This window comes from Agrobacterium genomosp. 13 str. CFBP 6927 (genome assembly GCA_900012615.1).
Taxonomy (GTDB): Bacteria; Pseudomonadota; Alphaproteobacteria; order Rhizobiales; family Rhizobiaceae; genus Agrobacterium.
This window is the reverse complement of sequence record LT009757.1, coordinates 900,485-926,370: the sequence shown is the minus strand read 5'-3', so window position 1 is coordinate 926,370 and position 25,886 is coordinate 900,485. Positions and strand designations below refer to the sequence as shown.

The 25,886-nt window shown below is 60.5% G+C and carries 17 protein-coding genes; 14 read left to right on the top strand and 3 right to left on the bottom strand.

The features are described from left to right. Positions 1 to 8: 8 nt before the first annotated feature. A complete protein-coding gene (locus AGR13A_RS18590) occupies positions 9 to 623 on the bottom strand; it encodes a TetR/AcrR family transcriptional regulator (protein WP_035226825.1) in 615 nt (204 codons plus the stop codon). A 303-nt stretch (positions 624 to 926) separates the two neighbouring features. On the opposite strand from AGR13A_RS18590, the gene AGR13A_RS18585 reads away from it, so the two are divergent. The 4 genes from AGR13A_RS18585 (at position 927) to AGR13A_RS18570 (ending at position 7,070) form a co-directional block, all read left to right on the top strand. Next, positions 927 to 2,003 carry an efflux RND transporter periplasmic adaptor subunit gene (locus AGR13A_RS18585; protein ID WP_080838465.1) on the top strand — a complete coding sequence of 359 codons (1,077 nt, stop codon included), beginning with the start codon at positions 927 to 929 and terminating at the stop codon, positions 2,001 to 2,003. Beyond that, positions 2,003 to 3,088: an efflux RND transporter periplasmic adaptor subunit gene (locus AGR13A_RS18580; RefSeq protein ID WP_080838463.1), complete on the top strand. Its 1,086-nt coding sequence runs from the start codon at positions 2,003 to 2,005 to the stop codon at positions 3,086 to 3,088. The genes AGR13A_RS18585 and AGR13A_RS18580 overlap by 1 nt, the downstream gene beginning before the upstream one ends. After that, a complete protein-coding gene (locus tag AGR13A_RS18575; RefSeq protein WP_080838461.1) occupies positions 3,085 to 6,156 on the top strand; it encodes an efflux RND transporter permease subunit in 3,072 nt (1,023 codons plus the stop codon). The genes AGR13A_RS18580 and AGR13A_RS18575 overlap by 4 nt, the downstream gene beginning before the upstream one ends. 197 nt (positions 6,157 to 6,353) lie before the next feature. Next, positions 6,354 to 7,070 carry a FadR/GntR family transcriptional regulator gene (locus AGR13A_RS18570; protein WP_080838458.1) on the top strand — a complete coding sequence of 239 codons (717 nt, stop codon included), beginning with the start codon at positions 6,354 to 6,356 and terminating at the stop codon, positions 7,068 to 7,070. Here AGR13A_RS18570 and AGR13A_RS18565 read toward each other — a convergent pair. After that, complete coding sequence (locus AGR13A_RS18565) at positions 7,039 to 8,466, bottom strand: aspartate ammonia-lyase (RefSeq protein ID WP_308400301.1); 1,428 nt, start codon at positions 8,464 to 8,466, stop codon at positions 7,039 to 7,041. The two genes, AGR13A_RS18570 and AGR13A_RS18565, sit on opposite strands and share 32 nt — an antisense overlap. A 273-nt stretch (positions 8,467 to 8,739) precedes the next feature. On the opposite strand from AGR13A_RS18565, the gene AGR13A_RS18560 reads away from it, so the two are divergent. From AGR13A_RS18560 to AGR13A_RS18525, 9 genes are all read left to right on the top strand, one after another. Then, a complete protein-coding gene (locus AGR13A_RS18560; RefSeq protein ID WP_080838450.1) occupies positions 8,740 to 10,197 on the top strand; it encodes an amino acid permease in 1,458 nt (485 codons plus the stop codon). Beyond that, entirely contained in the window at positions 10,194 to 11,147 is a 954-nt protein-coding gene (locus AGR13A_RS18555) for an asparaginase (protein WP_080838447.1), read from the top strand. The genes AGR13A_RS18560 and AGR13A_RS18555 overlap by 4 nt, the downstream gene beginning before the upstream one ends. Positions 11,148 to 11,466: 319 nt before the next feature. After that, the gene (gene kdpF / locus AGR13A_RS18550) at positions 11,467 to 11,556 is read left to right on the top strand and encodes a K(+)-transporting ATPase subunit F (protein ID WP_035226808.1); all 90 of its coding nucleotides are present in this window, start codon (positions 11,467 to 11,469) and stop codon (positions 11,554 to 11,556) included. Positions 11,557 to 11,589: 33 nt separating this feature from the next. Then, positions 11,590 to 13,293, top strand: a complete 1,704-nt coding sequence (gene kdpA / locus AGR13A_RS18545) for a potassium-transporting ATPase subunit KdpA (protein WP_080838444.1) — start codon at positions 11,590 to 11,592, stop codon at positions 13,291 to 13,293. 8 nt (positions 13,294 to 13,301) lie between these two features. Further along, on the top strand, positions 13,302 to 13,466 hold the full coding sequence (locus tag AGR13A_RS25030) for a hypothetical protein (protein WP_167377591.1): 165 nt from the start codon (positions 13,302 to 13,304) through the stop codon (positions 13,464 to 13,466). Positions 13,467 to 13,510: 44 nt separating this feature from the next. Next, positions 13,511 to 15,595 (top strand): potassium-transporting ATPase subunit KdpB, encoded by a 2,085-nt coding sequence (gene kdpB / locus AGR13A_RS18540; protein ID WP_080838442.1) that lies wholly within the window; start codon positions 13,511 to 13,513, stop codon positions 15,593 to 15,595. A gap of 11 nt (positions 15,596 to 15,606) precedes the next feature. Next, positions 15,607 to 16,173 (top strand): potassium-transporting ATPase subunit KdpC, encoded by a 567-nt coding sequence (gene kdpC, locus AGR13A_RS18535; RefSeq protein ID WP_080838440.1) that lies wholly within the window; start codon positions 15,607 to 15,609, stop codon positions 16,171 to 16,173. A 62-nt stretch (positions 16,174 to 16,235) separates the two neighbouring features. Continuing rightward, positions 16,236 to 18,938 carry a sensor histidine kinase gene (locus AGR13A_RS18530; RefSeq protein WP_080840313.1) on the top strand — a complete coding sequence of 901 codons (2,703 nt, stop codon included), beginning with the start codon at positions 16,236 to 16,238 and terminating at the stop codon, positions 18,936 to 18,938. Between the two features lie 51 nt (positions 18,939 to 18,989). After that, the gene (locus AGR13A_RS18525; protein ID WP_035226799.1) at positions 18,990 to 19,679 is read left to right on the top strand and encodes a response regulator transcription factor; all 690 of its coding nucleotides are present in this window, start codon (positions 18,990 to 18,992) and stop codon (positions 19,677 to 19,679) included. A gap of 30 nt (positions 19,680 to 19,709) precedes the next feature. Here the strand turns inward: AGR13A_RS18525 and AGR13A_RS18520 are convergent, their stop codons facing one another. Next, positions 19,710 to 20,762 carry a threonine aldolase family protein gene (locus AGR13A_RS18520; RefSeq protein WP_080838439.1) on the bottom strand — a complete coding sequence of 351 codons (1,053 nt, stop codon included), beginning with the start codon at positions 20,760 to 20,762 and terminating at the stop codon, positions 19,710 to 19,712. Positions 20,763 to 21,133: 371 nt separating this feature from the next. On the opposite strand from AGR13A_RS18520, the gene gltB reads away from it, so the two are divergent. Then, positions 21,134 to 25,879 carry a glutamate synthase large subunit gene (gene gltB / locus AGR13A_RS18515; protein WP_080838436.1) on the top strand — a complete coding sequence of 1,582 codons (4,746 nt, stop codon included), beginning with the start codon at positions 21,134 to 21,136 and terminating at the stop codon, positions 25,877 to 25,879. Positions 25,880 to 25,886 lie beyond the last annotated feature (7 nt).

The following is a 25,886-nucleotide window of genomic DNA, read 5'->3' as shown; positions in this document are numbered from 1 at the left end:
GAAGGCAGTTAAGCCAGCAACCCGCGCATAATCAATTCCAGATGAATCTTGAGAACGGCCTTCCTGTCCAGACTACGCCGGTCGTCAAAAATCAGCCTGAACACCAATGTTCCGACCATTGGTGACATCACGACCTTGGCGAGTTCCGGCGGATTGGCCCTGAACCTTTTTTTCGCCACGCCCTCTTCGAGAATTGCATCGATGCGCGCGAATACCGGTGCCATCAACACATCATGGTGCTGGTCTATGAGATCGGGGAATTTCGCGCCCTCCGCGACTATGAGGCGGAACAGCTCCCGCATCATCCTGTTGTCGACAAGTGCGTCGAACAGGAACTCGAGCAGCAGGCGAAGCTCTTCGACGGGGTCTTCGGATGTGCGCGCATAGGCCTTGAAGGTCTCCTGAAAAGGCGCGGAGGCATGTCTGATCATTGCCTCGAACAGCGCTTCCTTGGTTTCGAAATAGACGTAGACCGTGCCTTTCGTTACTCCCACCCGCTCGGCAATGTCCTCCACCCGCGTCGCCGTAAATCCCCTTTTGGTAAATTCCTCAAATGCGGCGTCGAGAATTTGCAGCGGACGTTGTATCTTCTGTTCAGCACGTGTCAGCTTTGCTTTTGCCATACCCCGGATCCCTACGTATTTGGGCGCGTGCCATTTTGTCCGTCGTGATCGGCGGAATGACAGGTCGCTTGCTATAGCACCGGCGCAAAAACCGGAATCGATTTTTGCAAGAGGTGGTGCGTGGTTCAATATGCCAAAGCATCCCGGATGCGCGTGAAAGCGCGTGGCGGGAAAACTCTTGCAATGATCATTCAGGACGCCCGATCCGGTGTCCAAAAGGTTCTTCGATCGGCGACGCAAGAATTTCATTGACTATTCAGTCAGTCAAATATTATAGGATGGGGCGAAGATCAAGAGGTCACCATGAAAACCATTCTTATAGCGGCGATGGTTGGCGGAATTTTCGCCCTGTCGTCCTGCAGCAATGAAGAGCCTCCCGCCGAAAAGCCGCTGCGCACCGTCGATGTGGTTACGGCGACAAAAAAGCCGGTCGATCGCGGCAGCGTCATCACCGGTGAAGTGAGGGCGCGTGTCCAGACGGACCTGTCATTCCGGGTCAGCGGCAAGATTACCGAGCGGCTGGTGGATGTGGGTGCGCGGGTAACGACCGGGCAATTGCTCGCTCGCATCGACCCCGAAGAGCAGAAGGCCGATATCGATGTCGCTCTGGCGAACCTGCAATCTGCCGAAGCGCAGCAGACGCAGGCGCAACTGACATTCGACCGTCAGCAAAGCCTCTTCAAGACGCAGGTGACCTCACGTTCGGCGGTCGACAAGGCGCAGGAAACACTGCTGACCACACAAGGAGCGGTGAGATCGGCGCAGGCGCAGCTCGACACGGCGCGCGATGCGCTCTCCTATACCGAGCTCAGGGCCGATGCAGACGGGGTGATCACGGCCCGCAACGTGGAGGTCGGCCAGGTGGCCCAGGCCGCCCAGCTCGTCTTCACGCTGGCGCATGACGGCCCGCGTGACGCGGTTTTCGATGTCTATGAATCTCTCTTCCTCGAGCGCGATATCGACAATCTCGTCAATGTCAGCCTCCTGTCGGATCCCACCCGCAGCGTTGCCGCACCCGTGCGGGAGATTTCTCCGACGATAGACCCGGACAATGGAACGATCAGGGTCAAGGTCGGTCTGAACGGCGATATGACAATGCCGCTCGGCGCGCCCGTATCCGGCCATTTCCGCTTCAAACAGGTCGATGCGATTGAGCTTCCGTGGTCGGCGATGACGTCGCAGGACGGCTTTCCCGCCGTCTGGGTGGTCGATCCGCAATCCTCGGAAATCGCCATGCGGCGCGTCGAGGTGGCCGACTACGAGACCGGTCAATTCGTCATCGCGCAAGGGCTTAACCCCGGCGATCTCGTCGTGACCGTCGGGACCAAATTTCTCCGCGCCGGCGAAAAGGTTGCCTATGAAAAGGGGCAGGTACAATAATGTCCATTATATACAGAAGCTTGTTGTTGGTGGCTGTCGCGATTGCGGTTTCCTCCTGTGAGGAGAAGCAGGAAGCAGCCGCCGAGGCGCCGCGCCCTGTTCTGTCCGTTGTTGTGGAGGAGAAGGCGGCGGATGCACTGCGGCTGACCGGTACGGTGGAATCGCGGATTCAGACCGATCTCGGTTTTCGCGTTCTTGGTCGGATCATAGCCCGCAATGTCGATGTGGCCGACCTGGTCAAGAAAGGCGATGTGGTGGCGTCGATCGATCCGCTCGCGCTCGAACTTTCGGTGAAAAGTGCGCAGTCCGATCTTTCCAATGCCGAAGCGCAACTCGCCAACGCAGTAACGACCGAACAGCGCCAGCGTGTGCTGGCCGAGGCTCGCAGCGGCACGGAAGCGGCGCTTGAGGAGGCCGAGCAGGCCACGCGAACCGCCAATGCCTCTGTTGCCAAGGCCCGTGCAAATCTGGACAAGGCCGAGGAGCAGCTGGGTTATGCGCAGCTGCATGCGGAATTTGACGGTGTGGTGACAGCAACCTCAGGCGAAATCGGTCAGGTCGTTTCAGCCGGCCAGACGGTTGTAACCATCGCCCGCCCGGAAGTGCGTGATGTGGTGGTCGATGTTCCGCAATTTGCGGCCCAGCGGCTGGAAATCGGCTCGACCTTCGAGATCGCCCTGCAGCTCGACCCGAAAATTCGCACCACCGGCGTGGTGCGCGAGATTGCTCCGGAAGCCGAAACGGCGACGCGCACGCGCCGCACGAAAATCAGCCTTCAGGATGCACCGCCGGCATTCCGGCTCGGTTCCGTCGTTACTGCCTCGGTGCTTGCCGCCTCCGAACCGCAGATCATGCTTCCATCATCGGCTCTGCTGAAGACCGACAATGGATGGGGTGTCTGGATCGTCAATGCCGATACGGCAACGGTAACGCTCCGCCAGGTCACGATTGAGGGCGAGCCTGCCGAAGGCGGCAGCGTGCGCATCACCGATGGCGTCAAGCCCGGCGAGCGCGTTGCCAGCGCCGGCGTTCACAAGCTTAGGGATGGACAGGCCATCAGGATCGATCAGGAGGTCCGTCAGTGAAGAAATTCAATCTCTCCGACTGGGCGCTCGAACACCGTTCGCTCGTCTGGTACTTCATGCTGGTTTTCGTTCTTGCCGGCGTTTTCTCCTATCTCAACCTCGGCCGCGAGGAAGATCCTAACTTCACCATCAAGACCATGGTGATCAGTGCGCAATGGCCCGGCGCTTCCGCCGAAGAAGTGGCCCGGCAGGTGACCGACAGGATCGAGAAAAAGCTCGAGGAACTCGACAATCTCGACCATCTGCGCAGCCAGACGGTGGCCGGTCGCACGACGATCTTCGTGGAACTGGTGCCGGAAACCAAGGCGCGCAACGTCGAGCCGACCTGGGTGCGGGTGCGCAACATGATCGGCGACATCAAGGGCGAGTTTCCCTCCGGCGTCGTCGGTCCCTTCTTCAACGACCGCTTTGGCGATGTCTATGGCAATATCTATGCCTTCACCAGCGATGGTCTCAGCCAGCGGCAATTGCGCGATCTGGTGGAAGATGCACGGGCGAAGGTGCTGACCGTCGACAATATCGGCAAGGTCGATGTCATCGGCGCGCAGGACGAGACGATCTATCTGGAGTTCTCCACACGGCAGATCGCGGCGCTCGGCATCGACCAGCAGTCGATCATCAAGACCCTGCAATCGCAAAACGCCGTCACGCAATCCGGCTTCGTTAATGCCGGACCTGAACGCGTGGCGCTGCGCGTCAGCGGACAGTTCACCTCGGAAGACAGCCTGCGGTCCATCAATCTGCGGGTCAACAACCGGTTCTTTCCGCTGACGGAAGTGGCGACGATCCGGCGCGGTTATGTCGATCCGCCATCTTCGCTCTTCCGCTTTAACGGCCAGCCGGCCATCGGCCTTGCGATCGGCATGAAAACCGGCGCGAACCTGCTGCACTTCGGCGAGGCGCTGGATGCGCAGATGAAGCGGGTGGTTGCGGACCTGCCTGTTGGCGTCGATGTGCATCGTGTGTCCGATCAGCCGGCCGTGGTCGATGAGGCGGTCTCCGGCTTCACCTCGGCGCTCTTCGAGGCGATCGCCATCGTTCTCGTCATCAGCTTCATCAGCCTTGGTCTCAGGGCCGGCATGGTGGTTGCCGTTTCCATTCCGCTCGTGCTGGCGATCACCTTCGTCTACATGGAATATACCGGCATTTCCTTGCAGCGTATCTCTTTGGGCGCCCTCATCATCGCGCTCGGGCTCCTCGTGGACGATGCGATGATCGCCGTCGAGATGATGGTCGCGCGGCTTGAGGTCGGTGACGATCTCAGGAAAGCGGCGACCTATGTTTACACCTCGACCGCTTTCCCGATGCTGACCGGTACGCTGGTCACCGTTGCCGGCTTCATTCCGGTTGGCCTCAACAACAGTGCGGCGGGTGAATTCACCTTCACGCTTTTTGTGGTGATCGCCGTTTCGCTGATCGTGTCATGGATCGTCGCGGTTCTGTTCACGCCGCTGCTCGGCGTGACGATCCTGCCGAAGACGATGAAATCGCACCATGAGAAAAAGGGCCGCTTTGCTTCCGCCTTTTCCTGGCTTCTCGGCCGGGCGCTGCGCTGGCGCTGGGTGACGATTATCCTCACCATCACGCTGTTCGGCCTTTCCGTCGGCGGCATGGGCCTTGTGCAGCAGCAGTTCTTCCCGTCTTCTGACCGCGTGGAGCTGATCGTTGACTGGAACCTGCCGCAGAACAGTTCGATTGCCGAGACCAACCGGCAGATGGCGCAGTTCGAGCAGGACATGCTGGCCAAGAATCCGGATATCGACCATTGGACAACCTATGTCGGCGAAGGCGCGCCGCGTTTCATCCTGTCCTTCGACGTGCAGACGCCTGACGTCACCTTCGGCCAGACAGTCATCGTCACCAAGGGGCTGGATGTCCGTGACAAGGTGCGCGCCGAGCTGCAGGACTATCTGAACAAGACTTTTATCGGCACCGACGCCTTCGTGAAACTGCTCGATATCGGTCCGCCGGTCGGAAAGCCGGTGCAATATCGCCTCAGCGGTCCTGATATCCAGAAGGTCCGCGAGCTCGGGCAGCAATTGTCGGGCATCGTCGGCGAACACCGGCTGCTGTCCAACATGGTGATGGACTGGAACGAGCCGACGCGCGTGGTGAAAGTGGATGTTCTGCAGGACAAGGCCCGCCAGCTCGGCGTCTCCTCGGAAGACATCGCCAATGCCATGAACAGCATTGTCGAAGGGTCCACCGTCACGCAGGTGAGGGACGATATCTACCTCGTCAACGTGGTGGCGCGGGCGCAGCTTTCGGAGCGCGGCTCCATCGAGACCTTGCAGAACCTGCAATTGCCGGCAACCAACGGCAAGGCCGTGCCGCTCTCGGCAATCGCCAATTTCCGTTATGAGCTGGAGCAGCCGACCATCTGGCGTCGTGACCGGATCCCGACGGTCACCGTCAAGGCGGCCATTATCGGTCCAACGCAGCCAGCGACGATTGTGGAACAGCTGAAACCGAAGATCGAGGCGTTCCAGAAGGTGCTTCCCGTCGGCTACACGCTGGAGACGGGCGGTTCGGTGGAATCCAGTGCGGATTCGCAAGCGCCGATCGTCGCTGTCGTGCCCATGATGCTGTTTGCAATGGCGACCATCCTGATGATCCAGTTGCAGAGCTTCAGCCGGCTGTTCCTGGTCTTCGCCGTGGCGCCGACTGCCCTGATCGGCGTCGTGGTGGCGCTGCTCTTCTCCAATGCGCCGATGGGCTTCGTCGCCATTCTCGGCGTGCTGGCGCTGATCGGCATCCTGATCCGCAACTCGGTCATCCTCGTCGTGCAGATCGAGCATCTGAGAAGCGAAGGGGTCTCGGCATGGCGTGCCGTCATAGAGGCGACCGAGCACCGCATGCGGCCGATCATGCTGACGGCGGCGGCGGCCACGCTTGCCCTCATCCCCATATCGCGGGAAATCTTCTGGGGGCCGATGGCCTATGCGATGATGGGCGGCATTGTGGTGGGTACGGCGCTCACGCTGCTTTTCCTGCCGGCGCTCTATGTCGCGTGGTTCCGCATCCCGCGTGAGGATGACAAGCCGGAGGCAGCGGAAATCAAGGCGTAATATCGGACGCGGAGTGAGGGTGCGGCGGTGCCGCACCCTCACTCCAACAAAAATATCCGCCGTCGTTGTTCCGGCGGGCAGGATAATGTTAGGAAGGTCGGCTTGGCCGCGAGAGCGGCGGCCGTCCTTTTTGCGTTTGGACGATTCTGGTTTTGCGTTGATATTGCGAACATATTGAGAGTGCGGAGGGTTTGAAGATGGGCGGGTTGTCGGATTGGCTTGCGGATGCGCAGCCGATCAATCGCAAGAATGCCGCAGAAGCGGTGTTCGATGATATCCGTTCCGCCATCACCTCGGGTCAGCTTGCGGTTGGCACCCGGCTGCCTTCCGAGGCGGATCTTGCCGCACGATATGGTGTCAGCCGGCCGATCATTCGCGAGGCTTTACGCTCGCTCCAGACTTTGGGGCTGACGCAGACCCGCACCGGAAGCGGCACCTATGTGATGACGCCGACGCCGCCTTCCGAATTGAACTACGGGACATATTCTGCCCGCGACCTGATCGAGGCGCGCCCCTTCATCGAGGTTCCTGCGGCCGGTTGGGCGGCGCTGAGGCGCACCGAGGCGCAGCTGGAGGTCTTGCTGGACCTTTGCGATCGGATGGAATCCGAAGAAAGACCGCATCCCTGGGTGCTGCTGGATGGGCAATTCCATTGCGCCATTGCGGAAGCTTCGGCCAATGGACTGTTCGCCAAGGTGGTGGCGGATGCCCGCGAGGCCGTATCCCAGCAATCCGAGATGGTGAACCTGATGGCCGGTCGCCGCGTTGCTTCGAATTACGAGCACCGCCGGATCGTCGAGGCGATCCGGCGGGGTTCAGCGCCCGAGGCGCGGGAGGCGATGGAGCTTCACCTTGGGCAGGTGAAACAGGTGGTGACCACGATTATTGGCGAAGATCGGCTTCGCCAGCCGTGACGGCGGGCAGGTTTGCAAGGTGCCGCGGGCTCAGCGCCTGCTGCAATTGCGCATCGGTGAGATAACCGCGTTCCAGAACCACCTGCGGCACGGTGCGGCCGCTGGCAAGCGCCTCCTTGGCCACTTCGGTTGCCGCATAATAACCGATCAGCGGGTTGAGCGCGGTGGCGAGACCAATGGACTCTTCCACGCGCTGCGCCATGATCGCCGGATTGGCGACAATGCCGTCGACGCAGCGTTCCGCCAGCGTGCGGCAGGCCGCGCTTAGCTGGCTGATGCTCTGCGACAAGGCTCGCACGATGATTGGCTCGAAAGCGTTCAGCTGCAGCTGCCCGGCTTCGGCCGCCATGGTGATGGTGATGTCATTGCCGATCACCGCATAGGCCACCTGGTTGACCACTTCGGGAATGACCGGATTGATCTTGCCCGGCATGATGCTGGAACCCGCCTGAACGGAAGGCAGGGTGATTTCGCCGATACCGGCGCGCGGGCCGGAAGAGAGCAGGCGAAGATCGTTGCACGTTTTCGACAGCTTCACGGCGACGCGTTTCAGCACGCCGGAGAGATGCACGAAAGCGCCGGGGTCCTGTGTGGCTTCGATGAGGTCTGCCGCCGTCACCAGCGGTCGTCCGGTCAGTTCCGCCAGATGCTGGCAGGCAAGCTCGGCATAACCACGCGGCGCATTGAGCCCGGTACCGATGGCGGTGGCGCCGAGATTGATCTCATGCAGAAGTGCTGCGGATTCGATGAGGCGCGCCTGATCTTCTCCCAGCATCACCACGAAGGTGCGGAATTCCTGGCCGAGTGTCATCGGCACGGCGTCCTGCAATTGTGTGCGGCCAATCTTGATGAAGCCGGCAAATTCCTGCGCCTTGCGGTCGAAGGCATCCTTCAGCACGCCCATGGAAGCCGCCAGATCGTCGATGGCCTCGATCAGCCCGACATTGATCGCGGTCGGATAGGCGTCGTTGGTCGACTGGCTGAGATTGACATGGTCATTCGGGTGAAGCCGGGCATAATCGCCTTTTTCGTGACCGAGCAGTTCGAGCGCGCGGTTGGCGATAACCTCATTGGCATTCATGTTGGTGGAGGTGCCGGCACCGCCCTGGATTTCATCCACCACGAACTGCTCATGCAGCGCGCCGGCGCGGATTTCACGGCAGGCTGCGGCGATGGCTTCCATTCGTTCGGTGTCGAGAAGGCCGAGCTCGTGATTTGCGCGTGCCGCCGCCTCCTTCACATAGGCCAGTCCCCTGACGAGATAGGGGTTGTGGCCGATGGTCACCCCGGTGATCTTGAAGTTTTCCACGGCGCGCGCCGTGTGCACGCCCCAATAGACATCCGCCGGAATTTCCTTCGTCCCGAGCAAATCATGCTCCTTGCGCGTCACGCTCACTTTTTCCTCCACTGGCTTTTAAGCGTTGCTATATCTGTAAAGCTGTCTTACAGATTTTTCGACCTTAATTCGGGGGGAGGAGAAGGTCAATCATATCGAATACGCTTGACGAACGGCATTATCTGCCATTATGAGGAGCGAAAATCTGTCATGCAGCTTTACAGCATGCATGAGCATGCATGCTGGCCATATTCCAGCGCGGACTGTGCCAGTTTCATTTTCATTTCCGGCTTATCGCCGACTGCAAGCACTTTATCGGGAGGATAAATATCCATGCATTCTGGGAAAACGGCGTCTGCCGACCGTGAGGTCTTCGTCGAAGAAGATCTCGGTTACCACAAGGCCCTCAAGCCGCGTCAGATCCAGATGATCGCCATTGGCGGCGCCATCGGCACCGGGCTTTTCCTCGGTGCGGGCGGACGTCTGGCGCAGGCAGGCCCCGCGCTGGTCTTCGTTTATGCGCTTTGCGGCTTCTTCGCATTTCTGGTGCTGCGCGCGCTCGGCGAACTGATCATGCATCGTCCGAGCTCCGGCTCCTTCGTGTCCTATGCCCGCGAATTCTACGGCGAGAAGATGGCCTTCGCCGCCGGCTGGATGTATTGGCTGAACTGGGCCATGACCTCGGTGGCTGATGTGACCGCCGTTGCCCTCTACATGAATTTCTTCAAGCAATATGTTCCGTGGCTCGCTGGTATCGACCAATGGGTCTTTGCGATGACGGCACTTCTGGTCGTACTGGCGATGAACATGCTGTCGGTGAAGGTCTTCGGCGAGCTTGAATTCTGGTTCAGCCTTATCAAGGTGCTGGCGCTTGCTATCTTCCTGGTCGTCGGCGTCTATTTCGTCATTTTCGGCACCCCCATTGAAGGCCACGTTACCGGTTTCAGCATCATCACCGATAATGGCGGTTTCTTCCCGAACGGCATTTTGCCAGCCTTCGTCATCATACAGGGCGTCGTCTTCGCTTATGCCTCCATCGAACTGATCGGCACGGCGGCAGGCGAAACCGAAGACCCGCGCAAGGTCATGCCCCGCGCCATCCGTGCCGTGGTTCTGCGCCTCGTCGTGTTTTATGTCGGCTCGGTGCTGCTGTTCACGCTGCTTCTGCCCTATACCGCCTACAAGGCTGGCGAGAGCCCCTTCGTCACCTTCTTCGGCTCCATCGGCGTGCAGGGTGCGGATGTAATCATGAACCTCGTGGTTCTGACCGCCGTACTGTCATCGCTTAATGCCGGCCTTTATTCCACCGGCCGTATTCTGCACTCCATGGCGGTTTCCGGCTCGGCGCCGGCAGCGCTTGCGAAGATGAACAAGGCCGGCGTGCCCTATGGCGGCATCGCCGTGACCGCCGTTGTCACGGTTCTCGGTGTGGCGCTGAATGCCGTCGTTCCCGCTGCTGCCTTCGAGATCGCGCTTAACCTCTCGGCGCTTGGCATCATCTGCGCGTGGGCGGTTATCGTTCTCTGCCAGTTGAAGCTCTGGCAGCTTTCCCGGCGCGGCGAGCTGGTGCGTCCGGATTTCCGCATGTTCGGCGCGCCTTACACCGGCATCCTCACACTTATCTTCCTCTTCGGGGTTCTGGTGCTGATGGCCTTCGATTATCCCATCGGCTCGTGGACCATCGCTTCGCTGCTGGTCATCATCCCGGCGCTGGTGATCGGCTGGTATCTGCTGCGCGATCGTATCCACCGTCTGGCCGCCGAGCGCGCAGGTGCGGGAGCATCGCATTGAGCGGGCAGGGCGCAATACCGCTGGTGGCGGTCATCGCCACCGGAGGCACCATCGCCAGCAGGCGTGGCGCCGATGGTGCCAGCACGCCCAGCCTTTCGGGCGAGGACCTGCTTGCGCTGGTTCCGCAGATCGCCGCCCGGCTGAAGCCGGTTGATCTGATGGCGAAGGACTCTTCCAGCCTGACATTGGCCGACATGCAGCGCATCAGCGACGCCGTTGGCGTGGAGCTCAATGACCCCGCCGTGGCAGGCGTCGTTATTCTGCACGGCACCGACGCGATGGAGGAATCCTCGCTGCTCGTGCACTTGCAGCACGCCATCACCAAACCGGTTGTCTTCACCGGCGCGCAATTCACCGCGGACCATCCGAATGCGGATGGGCCGGCCAATCTGGCTCGGGCGATTGAAACCGCACTCGATCAGGCGAATGCCGAGCGCGGCGTACTCCTGTCCTTCGGCGGCAGGTGCCTGCCGGCCTGGGGGCTTTACAAGCGGAGTGCGGATGCCGCGGATGCCTTTCGCTCCGCGCGACCGGCGGCGCATGCCGCAGCGATGGACCTTGCCGCTCCCGTCGCCGATCTGCGGGTCGATATCGTTGCCATTTATCCCGGATGCGATGCCGCCCATATCGAGGCCAGCCTAAAGGCCGGTGCTGATGGGATCGTGCTTGCGGCACTTGGTTCCGGCAACGCCAATCCGGGCATTGCCGTTGCCGTGAAGCGTTGTACCGAGCAAGGTGTTCCCGTCGTCGTTTCCAGCCGTGTGCCGGAAGGGCTGCTGGTGGCGAGTTATGGCGGCGGCGGCGGCGGGCATGATCTCGTTGCGGCGGGCGCGGTGCATTCCTCCACCCTTCGGCCGGGGCAAGCCCGCATTCTGCTGGCGGCGCTGCTGGCTGGCAAAAGCCCGGCGGCAACCATTGTTTCCGCCTTCGGCGAGCCGCTTTCTCACTAAGAAGCGGCTGGGATGCCCGCCTTTGCGGGCATCAAAATTCCTATAGGATTCCTATTTTATTCCATCCCCCGCCGTCTCGAACCTTTATGCGGTTCGGGTGCATTCTTCTGTGCGGGAAGGGATGGTGTTCCCTTCTCAAGCCAGAAAGAACGAAAAGCGACGTCCCACATGACGGCGCTTTTCTTCCTGTCCGGCTCCTCGATTTAAAAGGGAGTCCCCATCGATGATGGATGTTATTCTGATCGGCGCGGCCACGGTGTTTTTCGCACTCTGCTTTGCCTATACGCGCGCCTGCGACCGGCTTTAGGCGGAGGCTGCGATGATCTTCGACTATGTCTTGAGCGGTGCCGTCACCGTCTTTATCGCCGCCTATCTCACCTATGCTCTCATTCGCCCCGAACGCTTCTGATCGGGAAGCGGCGGCTATTGAAAGTTCAATACCATGACACTTAATGGATGGTTTCAGATCCTGCTTTTTTGCGGGATCGTTGTCGTGCTGGTGAAGCCGCTCGGCTTCTATATGGCGCGTGTCTTTAATGGCGAACGTACCCTGCTGTCGCCGGTGCTCGCACCCGTCGAGCGCGGCCTCTATGCGCTTGCCGGAACGAGCGAGCGCGAGGAACAGCACTGGACGACCTATGCGTTTTCCATGCTTCTCTTCAACCTCCTCGGTTTTGCCCTGCTTTATGCCCTGATGCGTTTTCAGGCGGTGCTACCCTATAATCCGCAGGGAATGGCGGCCGTAGGGCCGGAATTGTCCTTCAATACGGCGGTCAGCTTCGTCACCAACACCAACTGGCAGAATTATGGCGGCGAAAGCACCCTGTCCTATCTGACCCAGATGGCTGGCCTCACCGTGCAGAACTTCGTTTCCGCCGCAACAGGCATGGCAATCGCCATGGGCCTGATCCGCGCGTTTTCCCGCGCTTCCGGCAAGGCGATCGGCAATTTCTGGGTGGATATGGTCCGCTCGACCCTCTACGTGCTTTTACCCCTCTGCATCGTGCTGACCCTCGTTTATGTCTGGCTCGGTGTGCCACAGACGCTCGGCGCCTATGTGAGTGCGCAGACGCTGGAAGGCGCGCAGCAGGTGATTGCCGTCGGCCCCGTGGCGTCGCAGCTGGCGATCAAGATGCTCGGCACCAATGGCGGCGGTTTCTTCAACGCCAATTCCGCGCATCCTTTCGAAAATCCCGATGCCATTTCCAACATGATCCAGATGGTGTCGATCTTCGCAATCGGCGCGGCCTTCACCAATGTGTTTGGTCGTATGGTCGGTAATGCCCGTCAGGGCTGGGCGATCCTCGCCGCCATGGGTGTTCTGTTCATCGCCGGTGTCGCGGTTACCTATTGGGCGGAAGCGGCCGGAAATCCGTTGATGCACAGTTTCGGTCTTGCCGGCGGCAATATGGAAGGCAAGGAGGTCCGTTTTGGCGTGGCGCTCTCGTCGCTCTTTGCGGTCATCACCACCGCCGCATCCTGCGGCGCGGTCAACGCCATGCATGGCAGCTTCACGGCGCTTGGCGGTCTTATCCCGCTCATCAACATGCAGTTGGGTGAGGTCATCGTCGGCGGCGTCGGCGCGGGTTTCTACGGCATTCTCCTGTTCATCATCATCGCCATCTTCGTGGCGGGGCTGATGGTCGGGCGCACGCCGGAATATCTCGGCAAAAAGATCGAGGCCAAGGAAATGAAGATGGCGGTTCTGGCCATTCTCTGCCTGCCGCTCGCCATGCTGGTTTTCACCGCCACTGCCACGATCCTGCCCTCAGCGGTCGCGTCGATCGGTACGGCCGGACCACATGGCTTTTCCGAGATCCTCTATGCCTATACGTCGGCGGCCGCCAATAACGGCTCTGCCTTCGGTGGCCTCACCGGCAATACGACCTGGTACAACATCACGCTTGGCCTTGGCATGTTGATGGGCCGTTTTCTGGTGATCATTCCCGCGCTGGCGATTGCCGGTTCGCTGATCACTAAGAAGACCGTTCCGGCTTCGGCCGGTACCTTCCCCACGGATGGTCCGCTCTTCGTCGGCCTGCTCGTCGGCACGATCCTGATCGTCGGCGGCCTCACCTTCCTGCCGGCCCTGGCGCTCGGTCCGGTCGTGGAACATCTGGTGATGGCCGCAGGTCAGGTCTTTTGAGGTGCACCATGACCAATGACACCTCCCGACATGGACGCAAACTTCCTGTCCGCACCGGTGCTCCTGTCAACAGGAGCGCCGGCCCCGGCGGCTGGTGCGCTTCCAATCTCATTCTTGCGATGATGGCGGCCCTGTTCGCTGCCGTCGTCGCTCTCGAAGTTCTCACGGGCTGATCGACCTTCATCGGTCGCCCTGTTTCAAACGCTGGAGCCTCTTCATGAGCCAGTCCAAACAAGCGAGCATCCTTGATTCTCGCATTCTCGTACCGGCGGTCGCCGCCGCATTCAAAAAGCTCAATCCGCGCACGCTTGCGCGTAACCCCGTCATGTTCGTGGTGGCGACTGTATCGGTGCTGACCACCGTTCTGTTCATTCGCGACCTCATCATCGGCAGCGCCAATCTCGGCTTCTCCTTCCAGATCAACCTCTGGCTCTGGTTCACCGTGCTGTTTGCCAATTTCGCCGAGGCGGTTGCCGAAGGGCGCGGCAAGGCGCAGGCGGATTCGCTGCGCAGGACCCGCACCGAAACTCAGGCGAAACTGCTGAGCGGCGATGACCGCAGCCAGTATAAAATGGTCGCAGGCACCAGCCTCAAGGTGAACGATGTCGTTCTCGTCGAGGCGGGCGACATCATTCCCTCTGACGGTGAGGTCATCGAAGGTGTCGCCTCCGTCAACGAGGCGGCAATCACCGGCGAATCCGCGCCCGTCATACGTGAATCCGGCGGTGATCGCTCGGCCGTGACAGGCGGCACGCAGGTGCTGTCGGACTGGATCAGGGTTCGCATCACCGCCGCTGCCGGCTCCACCTTCCTTGACCGGATGATTTCGCTCGTCGAAGGTGCTGAGCGCCAGAAGACGCCGAACGAGATCGCACTCAACATTCTGCTCGCCGGCATGACGCTGATCTTCGTTCTGGCCACCGCGACCATTCCAAGCTTCGCGGCCTATGCCGGCGGTTCCATCCCGATCATCGTGCTGGTGGCACTGTTCGTAACGCTCATCCCCACGACCATCGGTGCTCTTCTGTCCGCCATCGGCATTGCCGGCATGGATAGGCTGGTTCGTTTCAACGTGTTGGCCATGTCCGGCCGTGCTGTTGAGGCGGCCGGCGATGTGGATACCTTGTTGCTCGACAAGACCGGCACCATCACCCTCGGTAACCGGCAGGCGACCGAGTTTCGCCCCGTTGCCGGCGTTTCCGAGCAGGAACTGGCCGATGCGGCCCAGCTTGCATCCCTTGCCGACGAAACGCCGGAAGGCCGGTCCATCGTCGTTCTGGCCAAGGAAAAATACGGTATCCGCGCCCGCGACATGCAGAAGCTGCATGCGAATTTCGTACCCTTCACCGCCCAGACCCGCATGAGCGGCGTCGATTTCGAGGGCGCCTCCATTCGCAAGGGCGCAGTCGACGCCGTTCTCGCCTATGTTAACGGCGGCGTTGCGCAGCAGGGTAACACGGCACTTGCCGTTAAAACCGAAACGGATGCCACGCGGGACATCCGCACCATTGCGGAAGAAATCGCCAAGACTGGCGGCACACCGCTCGCCGTTGTGCGGGACGGAAAGCTGCTGGGTGTCGTGCAGCTGAAAGATATCGTGAAGGGCGGCATTCGCGAGCGTTTCGCCGAGCTTCGCCGTATGGGCATCCGCACGGTGATGATCACGGGTGACAACCCGATGACGGCTGCTGCGATTGCGGCAGAAGCCGGGGTCGATGATTTCCTCGCCCAGGCGACACCGGAAAACAAGCTGGAGCTTATCCGCGAGGAACAGGCCAAGGGCAAGCTTGTCGCCATGTGCGGTGATGGCACCAACGACGCCCCGGCGCTGGCGCAGGCCGATGTCGGCGTTGCCATGAACACGGGTACGGTGGCGGCACGCGAGGCGGGCAATATGGTCGATCTCGACAGCGATCCGACCAAGCTCATCGAGATCGTTGAAATCGGCAAGCAATTGCTGATGACGCGGGGCGCGCTGACCACATTCTCCATCGCCAACGACATCGCGAAATATTTCGCCATCATCCCGGCGATGTTCTTGGCCTTTTATCCACAGCTTGGCGTGCTGAATATCATGGGGCTTTCGACGCCGCAGAGTGCAATCCTCTCCGCCATCATCTTCAATGCGCTCATCATCATCGCACTCATCCCGCTCTCGCTGAAAGGCGTCAAATACCGCCCGATCGGCGCCGGCGCGCTCTTGTCGCGCAATCTCGTCATCTATGGTCTGGGCGGTATCATCGTGCCCTTCATCGGCATCAAGGCCATCGACCTTGCCATCACGGCGCTCGGTCTCGCCTGAGGAGTATTGAAATGTTGAAACAGTTACGTCCCGCACTGGTGCTGATCCTCGCCACCACCGTCATCACCGGCCTTGCTTATCCCTTGGGAATGACAGGTCTCGCGCAGGCGATTTTCCCCGTCCAGGCAAATGGTAGCCTGATTGAGAAGAACGGCACGGTGGTCGGCTCGCAATTGATCGGGCAGGCCTTCACCGGCGAGAAATATTTCCACGGCAGACCTTCTGCGGCTGGCGATGGCTACAATGCCGCTTCGTCTTCCGGCTCCAACCTCGGGCCGACAAGCGCCAAACTGATTGACCGGGTGAAGCAGGATTACGGTGCGGCAAAAGCCGAAAATCCCGCAGCTGAGGTTCCGGCCGATCTGGTGACGGCATCGGGCAGCGGGCTCGATCCGCATGTTTCGCCTGATGCCGCCTATTTTCAGGTTCCGCGCGTCGCCAAGGCAAGGGGCATGGATGAAGTGGCGCTTCGCGCCATCGTCGAGCGTCATGTCGAGGGACCGGAACTCGGCTTCATGGGTGAGCCTGTCGTAAACGTGCTGGCACTCAACATGGCCCTTGACGCAGCCGGCTCATAAACTGAAATGGCTATGGCGCTTTTGAGGAATCGCCATAGCCTCGATTATTGGTGATCGGTTTCATGCCTGACGACAATCGCGATATGCCGAGCCGACCATCGCCCGATGCGCTCTTGGAAAACGCCCGGCGCGAGGCGCGGGGCCGGCTGAAAATTTTTCTGGGCGCGGCACCCGGTGTCGGCAAGACCTATGAAATGCTGATGTCGGGGCGGGCGAAGCTGGCGGAGGGTGTCGACACCGTCATCGGTGTTGTGGAAACGCATGGTCGCAAGGAAACCGAAACGCTGGTGCACGGTTTCGAGATCATTACGCGCCGGAATATCGACTATCGCGGCCAGGTGCTGGACGAGATGGATCTCGATGCCATTCTCGCCCGTCGCCCGGCTCTGGTCCTCGTCGATGAGCTGGCCCACACCAATGCCGCGGGCAGCCGGCACCCCAAGCGCTATATGGATGTTCAGGAAATTCTGGCGCAGGGCATCGATGTCTATACGACGCTCAACATCCAGCATGTCGAAAGTCTGAACGATGTGGTGGCGCAGATTACCCGCATCCGCGTGCGCGAAACGGTTCCTGACAGCATTATCGACCGGGCAGACGATGTCGAAATCATCGATATCACCCCCGACGATCTGATAAAGCGCCTGCAGGATGGCAAGGTCTATATGCCGCGCACGGCGCGACGCGCTATCGAGAACTATTTTTCGCGCGGCAATCTGACGGCGCTGCGCGAGCTGGCGCTGCGGCGCACCGCACAGCGGGTGGACGAGCAATTACTCAACCACATGCAGTCGCACGCCATTTCAGGCCCCTGGGCTGCGGGAGACAGGGTTCTGGTCTGTCTCGATCACGGCGGCAACGGTCCCGGGCTGGTGCGTTATGCCCGCCGGCAGGCGGATCGGCTGCGGGCGCCCTGGACGGCGCTGCATCTCGACACGCCGCGTTCGCAGCAATTGTCAGAGGCGGAGAAGGACCGGCTGGCCGGCACCATGCGGCTCGCCCAGCAGCTCGGTGGCGAGACGGTGACCCTGCCGGCGCTCGACCTAACACGGGAGATCATCTCCTACGCCAACGCCAATAATTTCACCCACATCATCATCGGCCGCCCGCGAAAATCGTGGTGGCAGCGGATTTTTCAGCGTTCGCTGACGCATGATCTGATTGATCATGCGGGCGATATCAGCGTTCACGTCATTTCCGGCGATAAAAAGGAAGAGAAGCCGGGTCAGGCCGCAAAGCCGGCCTCGGCGCAATCGCATCCTTCCTTATGGCCCTACCTTAACAGCACCCTGTTTGTCGGCCTGGCAATCGTGGCCGGCATCGTTCTTGACCAGACGCTCGATGTCAGAAATCTGGCGCTGGTGTTCCTGATGGCGGTTCTGGCCGCCGCCGTGCGTGGCGGGTTGGGACCAGCGCTTTATGCTTCCCTGCTTGGCGCTTTCTCATTCAATTTTTTCTTCCTTGAGCCGCGTTACACGCTGACCGTTCGCGATCCGGAAAGTGTCGTGGCGCTGCTGTTTTATTTTGGTGTGGCGCTTGTCGCTTCCAACCTCACGGCGGCCGTGCAACGGCAGGCCGCCGCTGCACGGGCAAGGGCGCGAACGACGGAAGATCTATATCTGTTCTCCAAGAAGCTTTCGGTAACTGGAACGCTGGACGATGTGCTGTGGGCGGCCGCTTTCCAGATGGCCTCGATGCTGAAGGTTCGGATCGTTCTGCTTTTGCCAGAAAACAATACGATCACGGTCAAGGCGGGATATCCGCCTGATGATACGCTGGTTGATGCCGATATTGCAGCTGCGCAATGGGCCTGGGAGCATAACAAGGCTGCGGGCAGGGGCGCGGATACGCTTCCCGGCGCCAGACGTCTTTATCTGCCCCTGCGCACCGGCAGCGGCGCCGTCGGCGTGGTGGGGCTGGACGATGACCGTCTCGGTCCGCTTCTGACGCCGGAACAGCAACGGCTGTTCGATGCCCTGGCCGATCAGGCGGCACTTGCCATCGAGCGGATTCAGCTCGTCTCGGATGTCGACCGGGCAAGGCTTGCGGCGGAAACCGACCGGCTGCGCACGGCGCTGCTGACATCCATTTCCCATGATCTCAAGACGCCGCTTGCGGCCATTCTGGGTTCGGCCGGAACGCTGAAGGATTTTGCCGAGGACATCCCGCCAGATGCGCGCGCCGAACTGCTGTCGACGATCGTTGAGGAATCCGAGCGGCTGAACCGCTTCATCTCCAATCTTCTTGATATGACGCGGATCGGCTCGGGTGCGATGGAGCCGAATTACGGTCTGCATTTCGTCGGCGACATGGTTGGAACCGCACTTTCGCGCGCCGCGAAAATCGTCGTCAGGCATGAGATCGTTCTGGATATTCCCTCCGACCTGCCGATGCTGAAGGTCGATCCCGTGCTTTTCGAACAGGTCCTGTTCAATCTCATCGACAATGCGGCCAAATACGCGCCCGAACATACGACTATCGAGATTCGTGGCTGGCGGCAGGGCAAGAATATCGTCCTGTCCGTGGCAGATGCGGGACCGGGTATTCCGCCTGATGATACGGAGCGGGTGTTCGACAGTTTTTATCGGGTGCGCAAGGTGGACCATGTGCAGGCCGGGACGGGTCTCGGGCTTTCCATCTGCAAGGGGTTCATCGAGGCCATGGGCGGGTCGATCCGCGCGGAAAACAGACCGGGTCGCTCAGGCGCGCAATTCACCATAAGCCTGCCGGCTCCCACCGAGGCACCTGTGCTAGATCATGATTAGGGCGCGATTTCAGGAGAGAATCATTCACGCCACCGCCAGAGGAGATCGCGAATGACCAATTCCGCCGTCCGCATTCTGATCGTCGATGACGAGCCGCCTATCCGCAAGCTTCTGCGGGTTGGTCTCTCGACGCAGGATTATGCGGTCAGCGAGGCGATGAACGCCCGTGTTGCGATGGAACTGATGCGTGAGGACAAGCCTGATCTCGTTGTTCTCGATCTCGGCCTGCCGGATATGTCGGGACATGATCTTCTGGCGAAATGGCGGGGCGAAGGGCTGGCGCTGCCGGTCATCATCCTTTCCAGCCGCACGGATGAGGCGGGTATCGTCAAGGCGCTGGAACTGGGGGCCGATGACTATATCACCAAGCCTTTCGGCATGAACGAGCTCGTCGCCCGCATCCGCGTCGCCCTGCGCCATCGATTGCAGACCCAAGGGGAGAGGCCGGTGTTTCAGACCGGGGACCTGTCGGTCGATCTCGTCAGGCGCATCGTGAAGGTGGAGGACCGCGAGGTGAAGCTCTCGCCCAAGGAATATGACATCCTCAGGGTTCTGGTGCAGCATGCGGGCAAGGTGCTGACGCACCGCTTCCTGCTGGAGCATGTGTGGGATGAACTGACCGACGTGCAATATTTGCGGGTCTATGTGCGCCAGCTTCGTCAGAAGATCGAAAAGATCCCGGATCAGCCGCGTTATATCCTGACAGAAACCGGGGTCGGTTACCGGCTGCAGGAGGTGTGAGGGCGTCGCGATGCGACGCCCCTCATGCTTTCAGACGGCGGCGCAGATCGACAGGAATTCGTCGACATCGGCCTCGGTCGTCGCGAAGCTGGTGACCATACGGATCAGCACTTCATCCTTGCCGACCTTTTCCGGCATGTCGCGCGGCTCCAGCCAGTCATAGAACTTCGCACCCTTTGCCGTGGCGGCTTCGGCGGCAGCCTTTGGCAGAATGGCAAAAACTTCATTGGCCTGGGTCGGCCATGCAAGGCGGGCGCTGTTCAGCGACGCGAAACCGGCGCGCAGCTGGTTAGCCATGGCATTGGCGTGGCTGGCGAGACCGAGCCACAGGTCGTCCTGCAGATAGGCCTCGAACTGCGCGGCGATGAAGCGCGACTTGGAAAAAAGCTGGGCGGTGCGCTTGCGCAGGAACGAAAAATCCCGGGCGAGCGAGGGATCGAAGAAGACGATGGCTTCCGCACACCAGCAGCCGTTTTTCGTGCCGCCGAAAGACAGGACGTCGACGCCGCGTTTCCAGGTCATTTCGGCGGGCGTGGCGCCGAGCGCGGCCAGCGCATTGGCGAAACGTGCGCCATCCATATGCAGCGGCAGGCCGTTGTCTTTTGCGATTTTGGCGATGGCGTCGATTTCATCGAGCGTATAGACGGTCCCGGCCTCGGTCGCCTGCGTCATGGTGATGGCTGCGGCGCGGCCGTGGTGGACTGCGTCCTGCGGATAACGCGCAATGCGCTCGATCAGGTTTTCGGGCAGCATCTTGCCGTTCGGTCCCTCGACGGCGACCATACGCATGCCAGAGAAGAAATCCGGTGCACCACATTCATCCTCGATCACATGCGCTTCGGAGTGACAGAAGGTCAGGCCGCCGGGGCGGGCGATGCTTGCCAGCGAAAGCGAGTTGGCCGCCGTGCCTGTTGCGACGAAGAACACAGCCACCTCGCGCTCGAAAATCTCGTTGAAGCGCTTTTCGATGGAGAGATCGAGTTCGCTGGTACCGTAAGCGGCGGCAAACCGGGTGGATTCCCGCGAAAGTCGTTCGTTGACGGCCGGATGGGCGCCGGCCCAATTGTCTGAAGCAAAAAACATCTCTGAAGGCTTTCCGATGGCTGGGGTTCGATTTGGTAAGGCGTGGCCGATGACCGGAAAAAGTTCTAGGACCTAACGTGGCGATTGGCAAATCCGGCAATGAAAGCAACGGGTCGACCCGCTTTGAGACAAGAAAGTTTCGCGCAATAGGTCAGTATCGAAACTTCGCTGCAAAACGGTAGTTCGACTAATTGGATTCGTACCCTTGCTAAATCCACCGATTTCTGCCAAAATTCTCACGAATTGAGACAGCTTTGCTGTCCTAAATTTGATCGAGCCGGGTTGAGTGTGGATTTTGCGGGAAGCAAAAATTCGCGTCGAGCCGGATCTTCGCATGAAACCATGCAGGTAATATTGCAGGAGGGACAAAAATGACGAACAAGCCGCAGGCAGAGATCGCCGCCGCAACCCTGACCATAGACTGTCCCACCGCGGCTGCGGCCGCACCCGTTTCTGCGAAGGGGCGTTTCGCGGGCGGCTTGCCGGAAAAGCAGGGTCTTTATGATCCCGCCAATGAACATGATGCCTGCGGCGTCGGCTTTGTGGCCCATATGAAGGGCCAGAAGTCGCACCAGATCGTCAAGGACGGCCTGTTCATTCTCGAAAATCTCACACATCGCGGCGCAGTCGGCGCCGATCCGCTGATGGGTGACGGCGCGGGCATTCTCGTGCAGATCCCCGACCGCTTTTTCCGTGAGGAAATGGCGGCGCAGGGCGTGACGCTGCCGAAGGCCGGTGAATATGCCGTCGGCCACATCTTCATGCCGCGCGATCCGTCCCGCATCGAGCACTACAAGAAGGTGATCGTCGATGTCATCGGCGAGGAGGAGCAGCAGTTCCTCGGCTTCCGTGACGTGCCTGTTGACAATGAATCGCTCTCCAAGGCTCCGGATATTGCCGGGACCGAGCCGCACCATGTTCAGGTTTTCATCGGCGCCGGGCGTGACGCTGCCACCAATGCAGATTTCGAGCGCAAGCTGTTCCTCATCCGCAAGGTGCTGTCCAACCGCATCTATGATGAGGGTGGTGGCAAGGAAACGCAGGATTTTTATCCTGTATCGCTCTCTTCCTCGACCATCGTCTACAAGGGTATGTTCCTCGCCTATCAGGTGGGTGCCTATTACAAGGACCTGGCGGATCCGCGCTTCGAATCTGCGGTTGCACTCGTGCACCAGCGTTTCTCGACGAACACCTTCCCGTCCTGGAAGCTTGCACATCCTTACCGCATGGTCGCCCATAACGGCGAAATCAACACGCTGCGCGGCAACGTCAACTGGATGGCGGCGCGTCAGGCATCCGTTTCCTCGGCGCTGTTCGGCGACGATATCTCCAAGCTTTGGCCGATTTCCTATGAAGGCCAGTCGGATACCGCCTGTTTCGACAACGCGCTCGAATTCCTCGTTCGCGGCGGTTATTCCATGGCCCATGCCGTGATGATGCTGATCCCGGAAGCCTGGGCCGGCAACCAGTCCATGTCGGCCGAACGCAAGGCATTCTACGAATATCACGCAGCGCTGATGGAGCCGTGGGACGGCCCGGCCGCCGTTGCCTTCACCGATGGCAAGCAGATCGGCGCAACGCTTGACCGCAACGGCCTGCGCCCGGCGCGTTATCTCGTCACCGATGATGACCGCATCATCATGGCGTCCGAAGCCGGCACCCTGCCGGTGCCGGAAGAGCGCATCGTCAAGAAGTGGCGTCTGCAGCCCGGCAAGATGCTGCTGATCGACATGGAAAAGGGTTCGATCATTTCCGACGAGGAAGTGAAGCACGAGCTTGCCGCCAAGCACCCCTACCGCACCTGGCTCGACCGCACGCAGCTTATTCTCGAAGAGCTGAAGCCAGTTGAACCGCGCGCGTTGCGCCGCGACGTGTCGCTGCTCGACCGCCAGCAGGCCTTCGGTTACACCAGCGAAGATACGAAGCTCCTGATGTCGCCCATGGCGACCACCGGTCAGGAAGCCATTGGCTCCATGGGCACCGATACGCCGATTTCGGCCATGTCGGAAAAGTCGAAGCTGCTTTACACCTATTTCAAGCAGAACTTCGCGCAGGTCACCAACCCGCCGATCGACCCGATCCGCGAAGAGCTTGTCATGAGCCTCGTGTCCTTCATCGGTCCGCGTCCGAATATTCTCGACCATGAAGGTGCCGCCCGCGCCAAGCGTCTGGAAGTGCGCCAGCCGATCCTGACCAATGGCGATCTGGAAAAGATCCGCTCCATCGGCCACACGGAAGACCGTTTCGACACCAAGACGCTCGATTTCACCTATGATGTCGAGCGCGGCGCCGAAGGCATGCCCGATATGCTCGACCGCTTGTGCGAGCGTGCGGAATCGGCTGTTCGCGGCGGTTATAACATCATCGTTCTGTCCGACCGTCAGCTTGGCCCGGACCGCATTGCGATCCCGGCGCTGCTGGCAACGGCCGCCGTGCATCATCATCTGATCCGCAAGGGTCTGCGCACCTCGGTCGGCCTCGTCGTTGAAACCGGTGAGCCGCGCGAAATCCACCATTTCTGTCTGCTCGCCGGTTACGGTGCGGAGGCGATCAACCCCTATCTCGCCTTCGACACGCTGCTTGACATGCACAAGCACGGCGCTTTCCCGAAGGAAGTGTCGGACGACGAAGTTGTCTATCGCTACATCAAGGCGGTCGGCAAGGGCATCCTCAAGGTCATGTCCAAGATGGGCATTTCCACCTACCAGTCCTATTGCGGCGCGCAGATTTTCGACGCCATCGGCCTGTCTTCGGAATTCGTCGAGAAGTATTTCTTCGGCACCGCCACCTCCATCGAAGGCGTTGGCCTGACGGAGATTGCGGAAGAAACCGTGACGCGCCACACGGCTGCCTTCGGCAAGGACCCGATCCTTGCCAACACGCTCGATATTGGCGGCGAATATGCCTATCGCATGCGCGGCGAAAGCCACGCCTGGACGCCGGATGCGGTTGCCTCGCTGCAGCACGCCGTGCGCGGCAACAGCCAGGAGCGTTACCGCGAATTCGCCGGCATGGTGAATGAGACGGCGCTGCGCATGAACACCATTCGCGGGTTGTTCAAGGTCAAGTCGGCGGAAGCGCTCGGCCGCAAGCCGGTTTCCATCGATGACGTTGAACCGGCGGTCGATATCGTCAAGCGTTTCTCGACGGGCGCCATGTCCTTCGGTTCCATCAGCCGCGAGGCGCACACGACGCTTGCCATCGCCATGAACCGCATCGGCGGCAAGTCCAACACCGGTGAAGGCGGCGAGGAATCCGACCGCTACATGCCGCTCCTGAACGGCAAGCCGAACCCGGAACGCTCGGCCATCAAGCAGATCGCCTCCGGCCGCTTCGGCGTGACGACGGAATATCTCGTCAATGCCGATATGCTGCAGATCAAGGTGGCGCAGGGTGCCAAGCCCGGCGAGGGCGGCCAGCTGCCCGGCCACAAGGTGGATGCGACCGTTGCCAAGACCCGGCATTCGACGCCGGGCGTTGGCCTCATTTCGCCGCCGCCGCATCATGACATCTACTCCATCGAAGATCTGGCGCAGCTGATCTACGACCTGAAGAACGTCAACCCGGAAGCCGATGTTTCGGTGAAGCTGGTGTCGGAAGTGGGCGTCGGCACGGTTGCGGCCGGTGTTGCCAAGGCGCGCGCCGACCATATCACCATTGCCGGTTTCGATGGCGGCACGGGCGCTTCGCCGCTGACTTCGCTGAAGCACGCCGGTTCCCCCTGGGAAATCGGCCTTGCCGAAACCCAGCAGACGCTGGTGCTGAACGGCCTTCGTTCGCGCATCGCCTTGCAGGTGGATGGCGGCCTGAAGACGGGCCGCGACGTCATCATCGGCGCGCTGCTCGGTGCGGATGAATTCGGCTTTGCCACCGCGCCGCTGATAGCGGCCGGCTGCATCATGATGCGCAAGTGCCATCTCAACACCTGCCCGGTGGGCGTCGCGACGCAGGATCCGGTTCTGCGCAAGCGCTTCAAGGGCACGCCGGAACACGTCATCAACTACTTCTTCTTCGTGGCCGAAGAAGTGCGCGAAATCCTTGCCTCGCTTGGCGTTACCAGACTGGACGAGATCATCGGCGCTTCCGAACTGCTGGAGAAGGATGAGATGCTGGCGCACTGGAAGGCCAAGGGTCTGGATTTCAGCCGCATCTTCCACAAGGTCGAGGCTCCGAAGGAGGCAACCTTCTGGACCGAGCGCCAGAAGCACCCGATCGACGATATTCTCGACCGTAAGCTGATCGAGAAGTCGCTGCCGTCGCTGGAAAGCCGCGAGCCTGTTGTCTTCGAAGTGCCGATCAAGAACGTCGACCGTTCCGCCGGCGCCATGCTTTCGGGTGCGCTTGCCAAGCGCTGGGGCCACAAGGGCCTGAAGGACGATACTATCCACGTCACCCTCAAGGGTACGGCGGGCCAGTCCTTCGGCGCGTTCCTCGCACGCGGCATCACCTTCGATCTGGTGGGTGACGGCAACGACTATGTCGGCAAGGGTCTGTCGGGTGGCCGTATCATCGTGCGCCCGCCGGAAAACACCCGCATCGTCGCGGAGAACTCGATCATCGTCGGCAACACCGTGCTTTATGGCGCAATCACCGGCGAGTGCTATTTCCGCGGTGTCGCGGGTGAGCGCTTTGCGGTGCGCAACTCCGGTGCGGTCGCAGTTGTCGAAGGTGTCGGCGATCACGGTTGCGAATATATGACTGGCGGCATCGTGGTCGTTCTCGGCGAAACGGGCCGTAACTTCGCGGCCGGCATGTCCGGTGGCGTGGCCTATGTTCTCGATGAGACAGGTGATTTCGCCACACGCTGCAACATGGCCATGGTCGAGCTGGAGCCGGTTCCGGAAGAGGACGACATGCTGGAGAAGCTGCACCATCACGGCGGCGACCTCATGCACAAGGGGCGTGTAGACGTTTCCGAGGACATGACGCGCCACGATGAGGAGCGTCTCTACCAGCTGATCTCCAACCATTTCCACTACACAAACTCGTCGCGCGCCAAGGATATACTCGACCGCTGGAGCGAGTTCCGTCCGAAGTTCCGCAAGGTCATGCCGGTCGAATACCGTCGTGCGCTTGAGGAAATGGAGCGCATGCGCATGGGCGTGGCGGCGGAGTAATCCGCCG

Coding starts and splice junctions, on each gene's coding strand:
- kdpF (WP_035226808.1), top strand. CDS start 11,467: ATGATCTTCGACTATGTCTTGAGCGGTGCCGTCACCGTCTTTATCGCC.
- AGR13A_RS18570 (WP_080838458.1), top strand. CDS start 6,354: ATGGGCGGGTTGTCGGATTGGCTTGCGGATGCGCAGCCGATCAATCGC.
- AGR13A_RS18580 (WP_080838463.1), top strand. CDS start 2,003: ATGTCCATTATATACAGAAGCTTGTTGTTGGTGGCTGTCGCGATTGCG.
- gltB (WP_080838436.1), top strand. CDS start 21,134: ATGACGAACAAGCCGCAGGCAGAGATCGCCGCCGCAACCCTGACCATA.
- AGR13A_RS25030 (WP_167377591.1), top strand. CDS start 13,302: ATGACCAATGACACCTCCCGACATGGACGCAAACTTCCTGTCCGCACC.
- kdpC (WP_080838440.1), top strand. CDS start 15,607: ATGTTGAAACAGTTACGTCCCGCACTGGTGCTGATCCTCGCCACCACC.
- AGR13A_RS18520 (WP_080838439.1), bottom strand. CDS start 20,762: ATGTTTTTTGCTTCAGACAATTGGGCCGGCGCCCATCCGGCCGTCAAC.
- kdpB (WP_080838442.1), top strand. CDS start 13,511: ATGAGCCAGTCCAAACAAGCGAGCATCCTTGATTCTCGCATTCTCGTA.
- AGR13A_RS18525 (WP_035226799.1), top strand. CDS start 18,990: ATGACCAATTCCGCCGTCCGCATTCTGATCGTCGATGACGAGCCGCCT.
- AGR13A_RS18585 (WP_080838465.1), top strand. CDS start 927: ATGAAAACCATTCTTATAGCGGCGATGGTTGGCGGAATTTTCGCCCTG.
- AGR13A_RS18530 (WP_080840313.1), top strand. CDS start 16,236: ATGCCTGACGACAATCGCGATATGCCGAGCCGACCATCGCCCGATGCG.
- kdpA (WP_080838444.1), top strand. CDS start 11,590: ATGACACTTAATGGATGGTTTCAGATCCTGCTTTTTTGCGGGATCGTT.
- AGR13A_RS18590 (WP_035226825.1), bottom strand. CDS start 623: ATGGCAAAAGCAAAGCTGACACGTGCTGAACAGAAGATACAACGTCCG.
- AGR13A_RS18560 (WP_080838450.1), top strand. CDS start 8,740: ATGCATTCTGGGAAAACGGCGTCTGCCGACCGTGAGGTCTTCGTCGAA.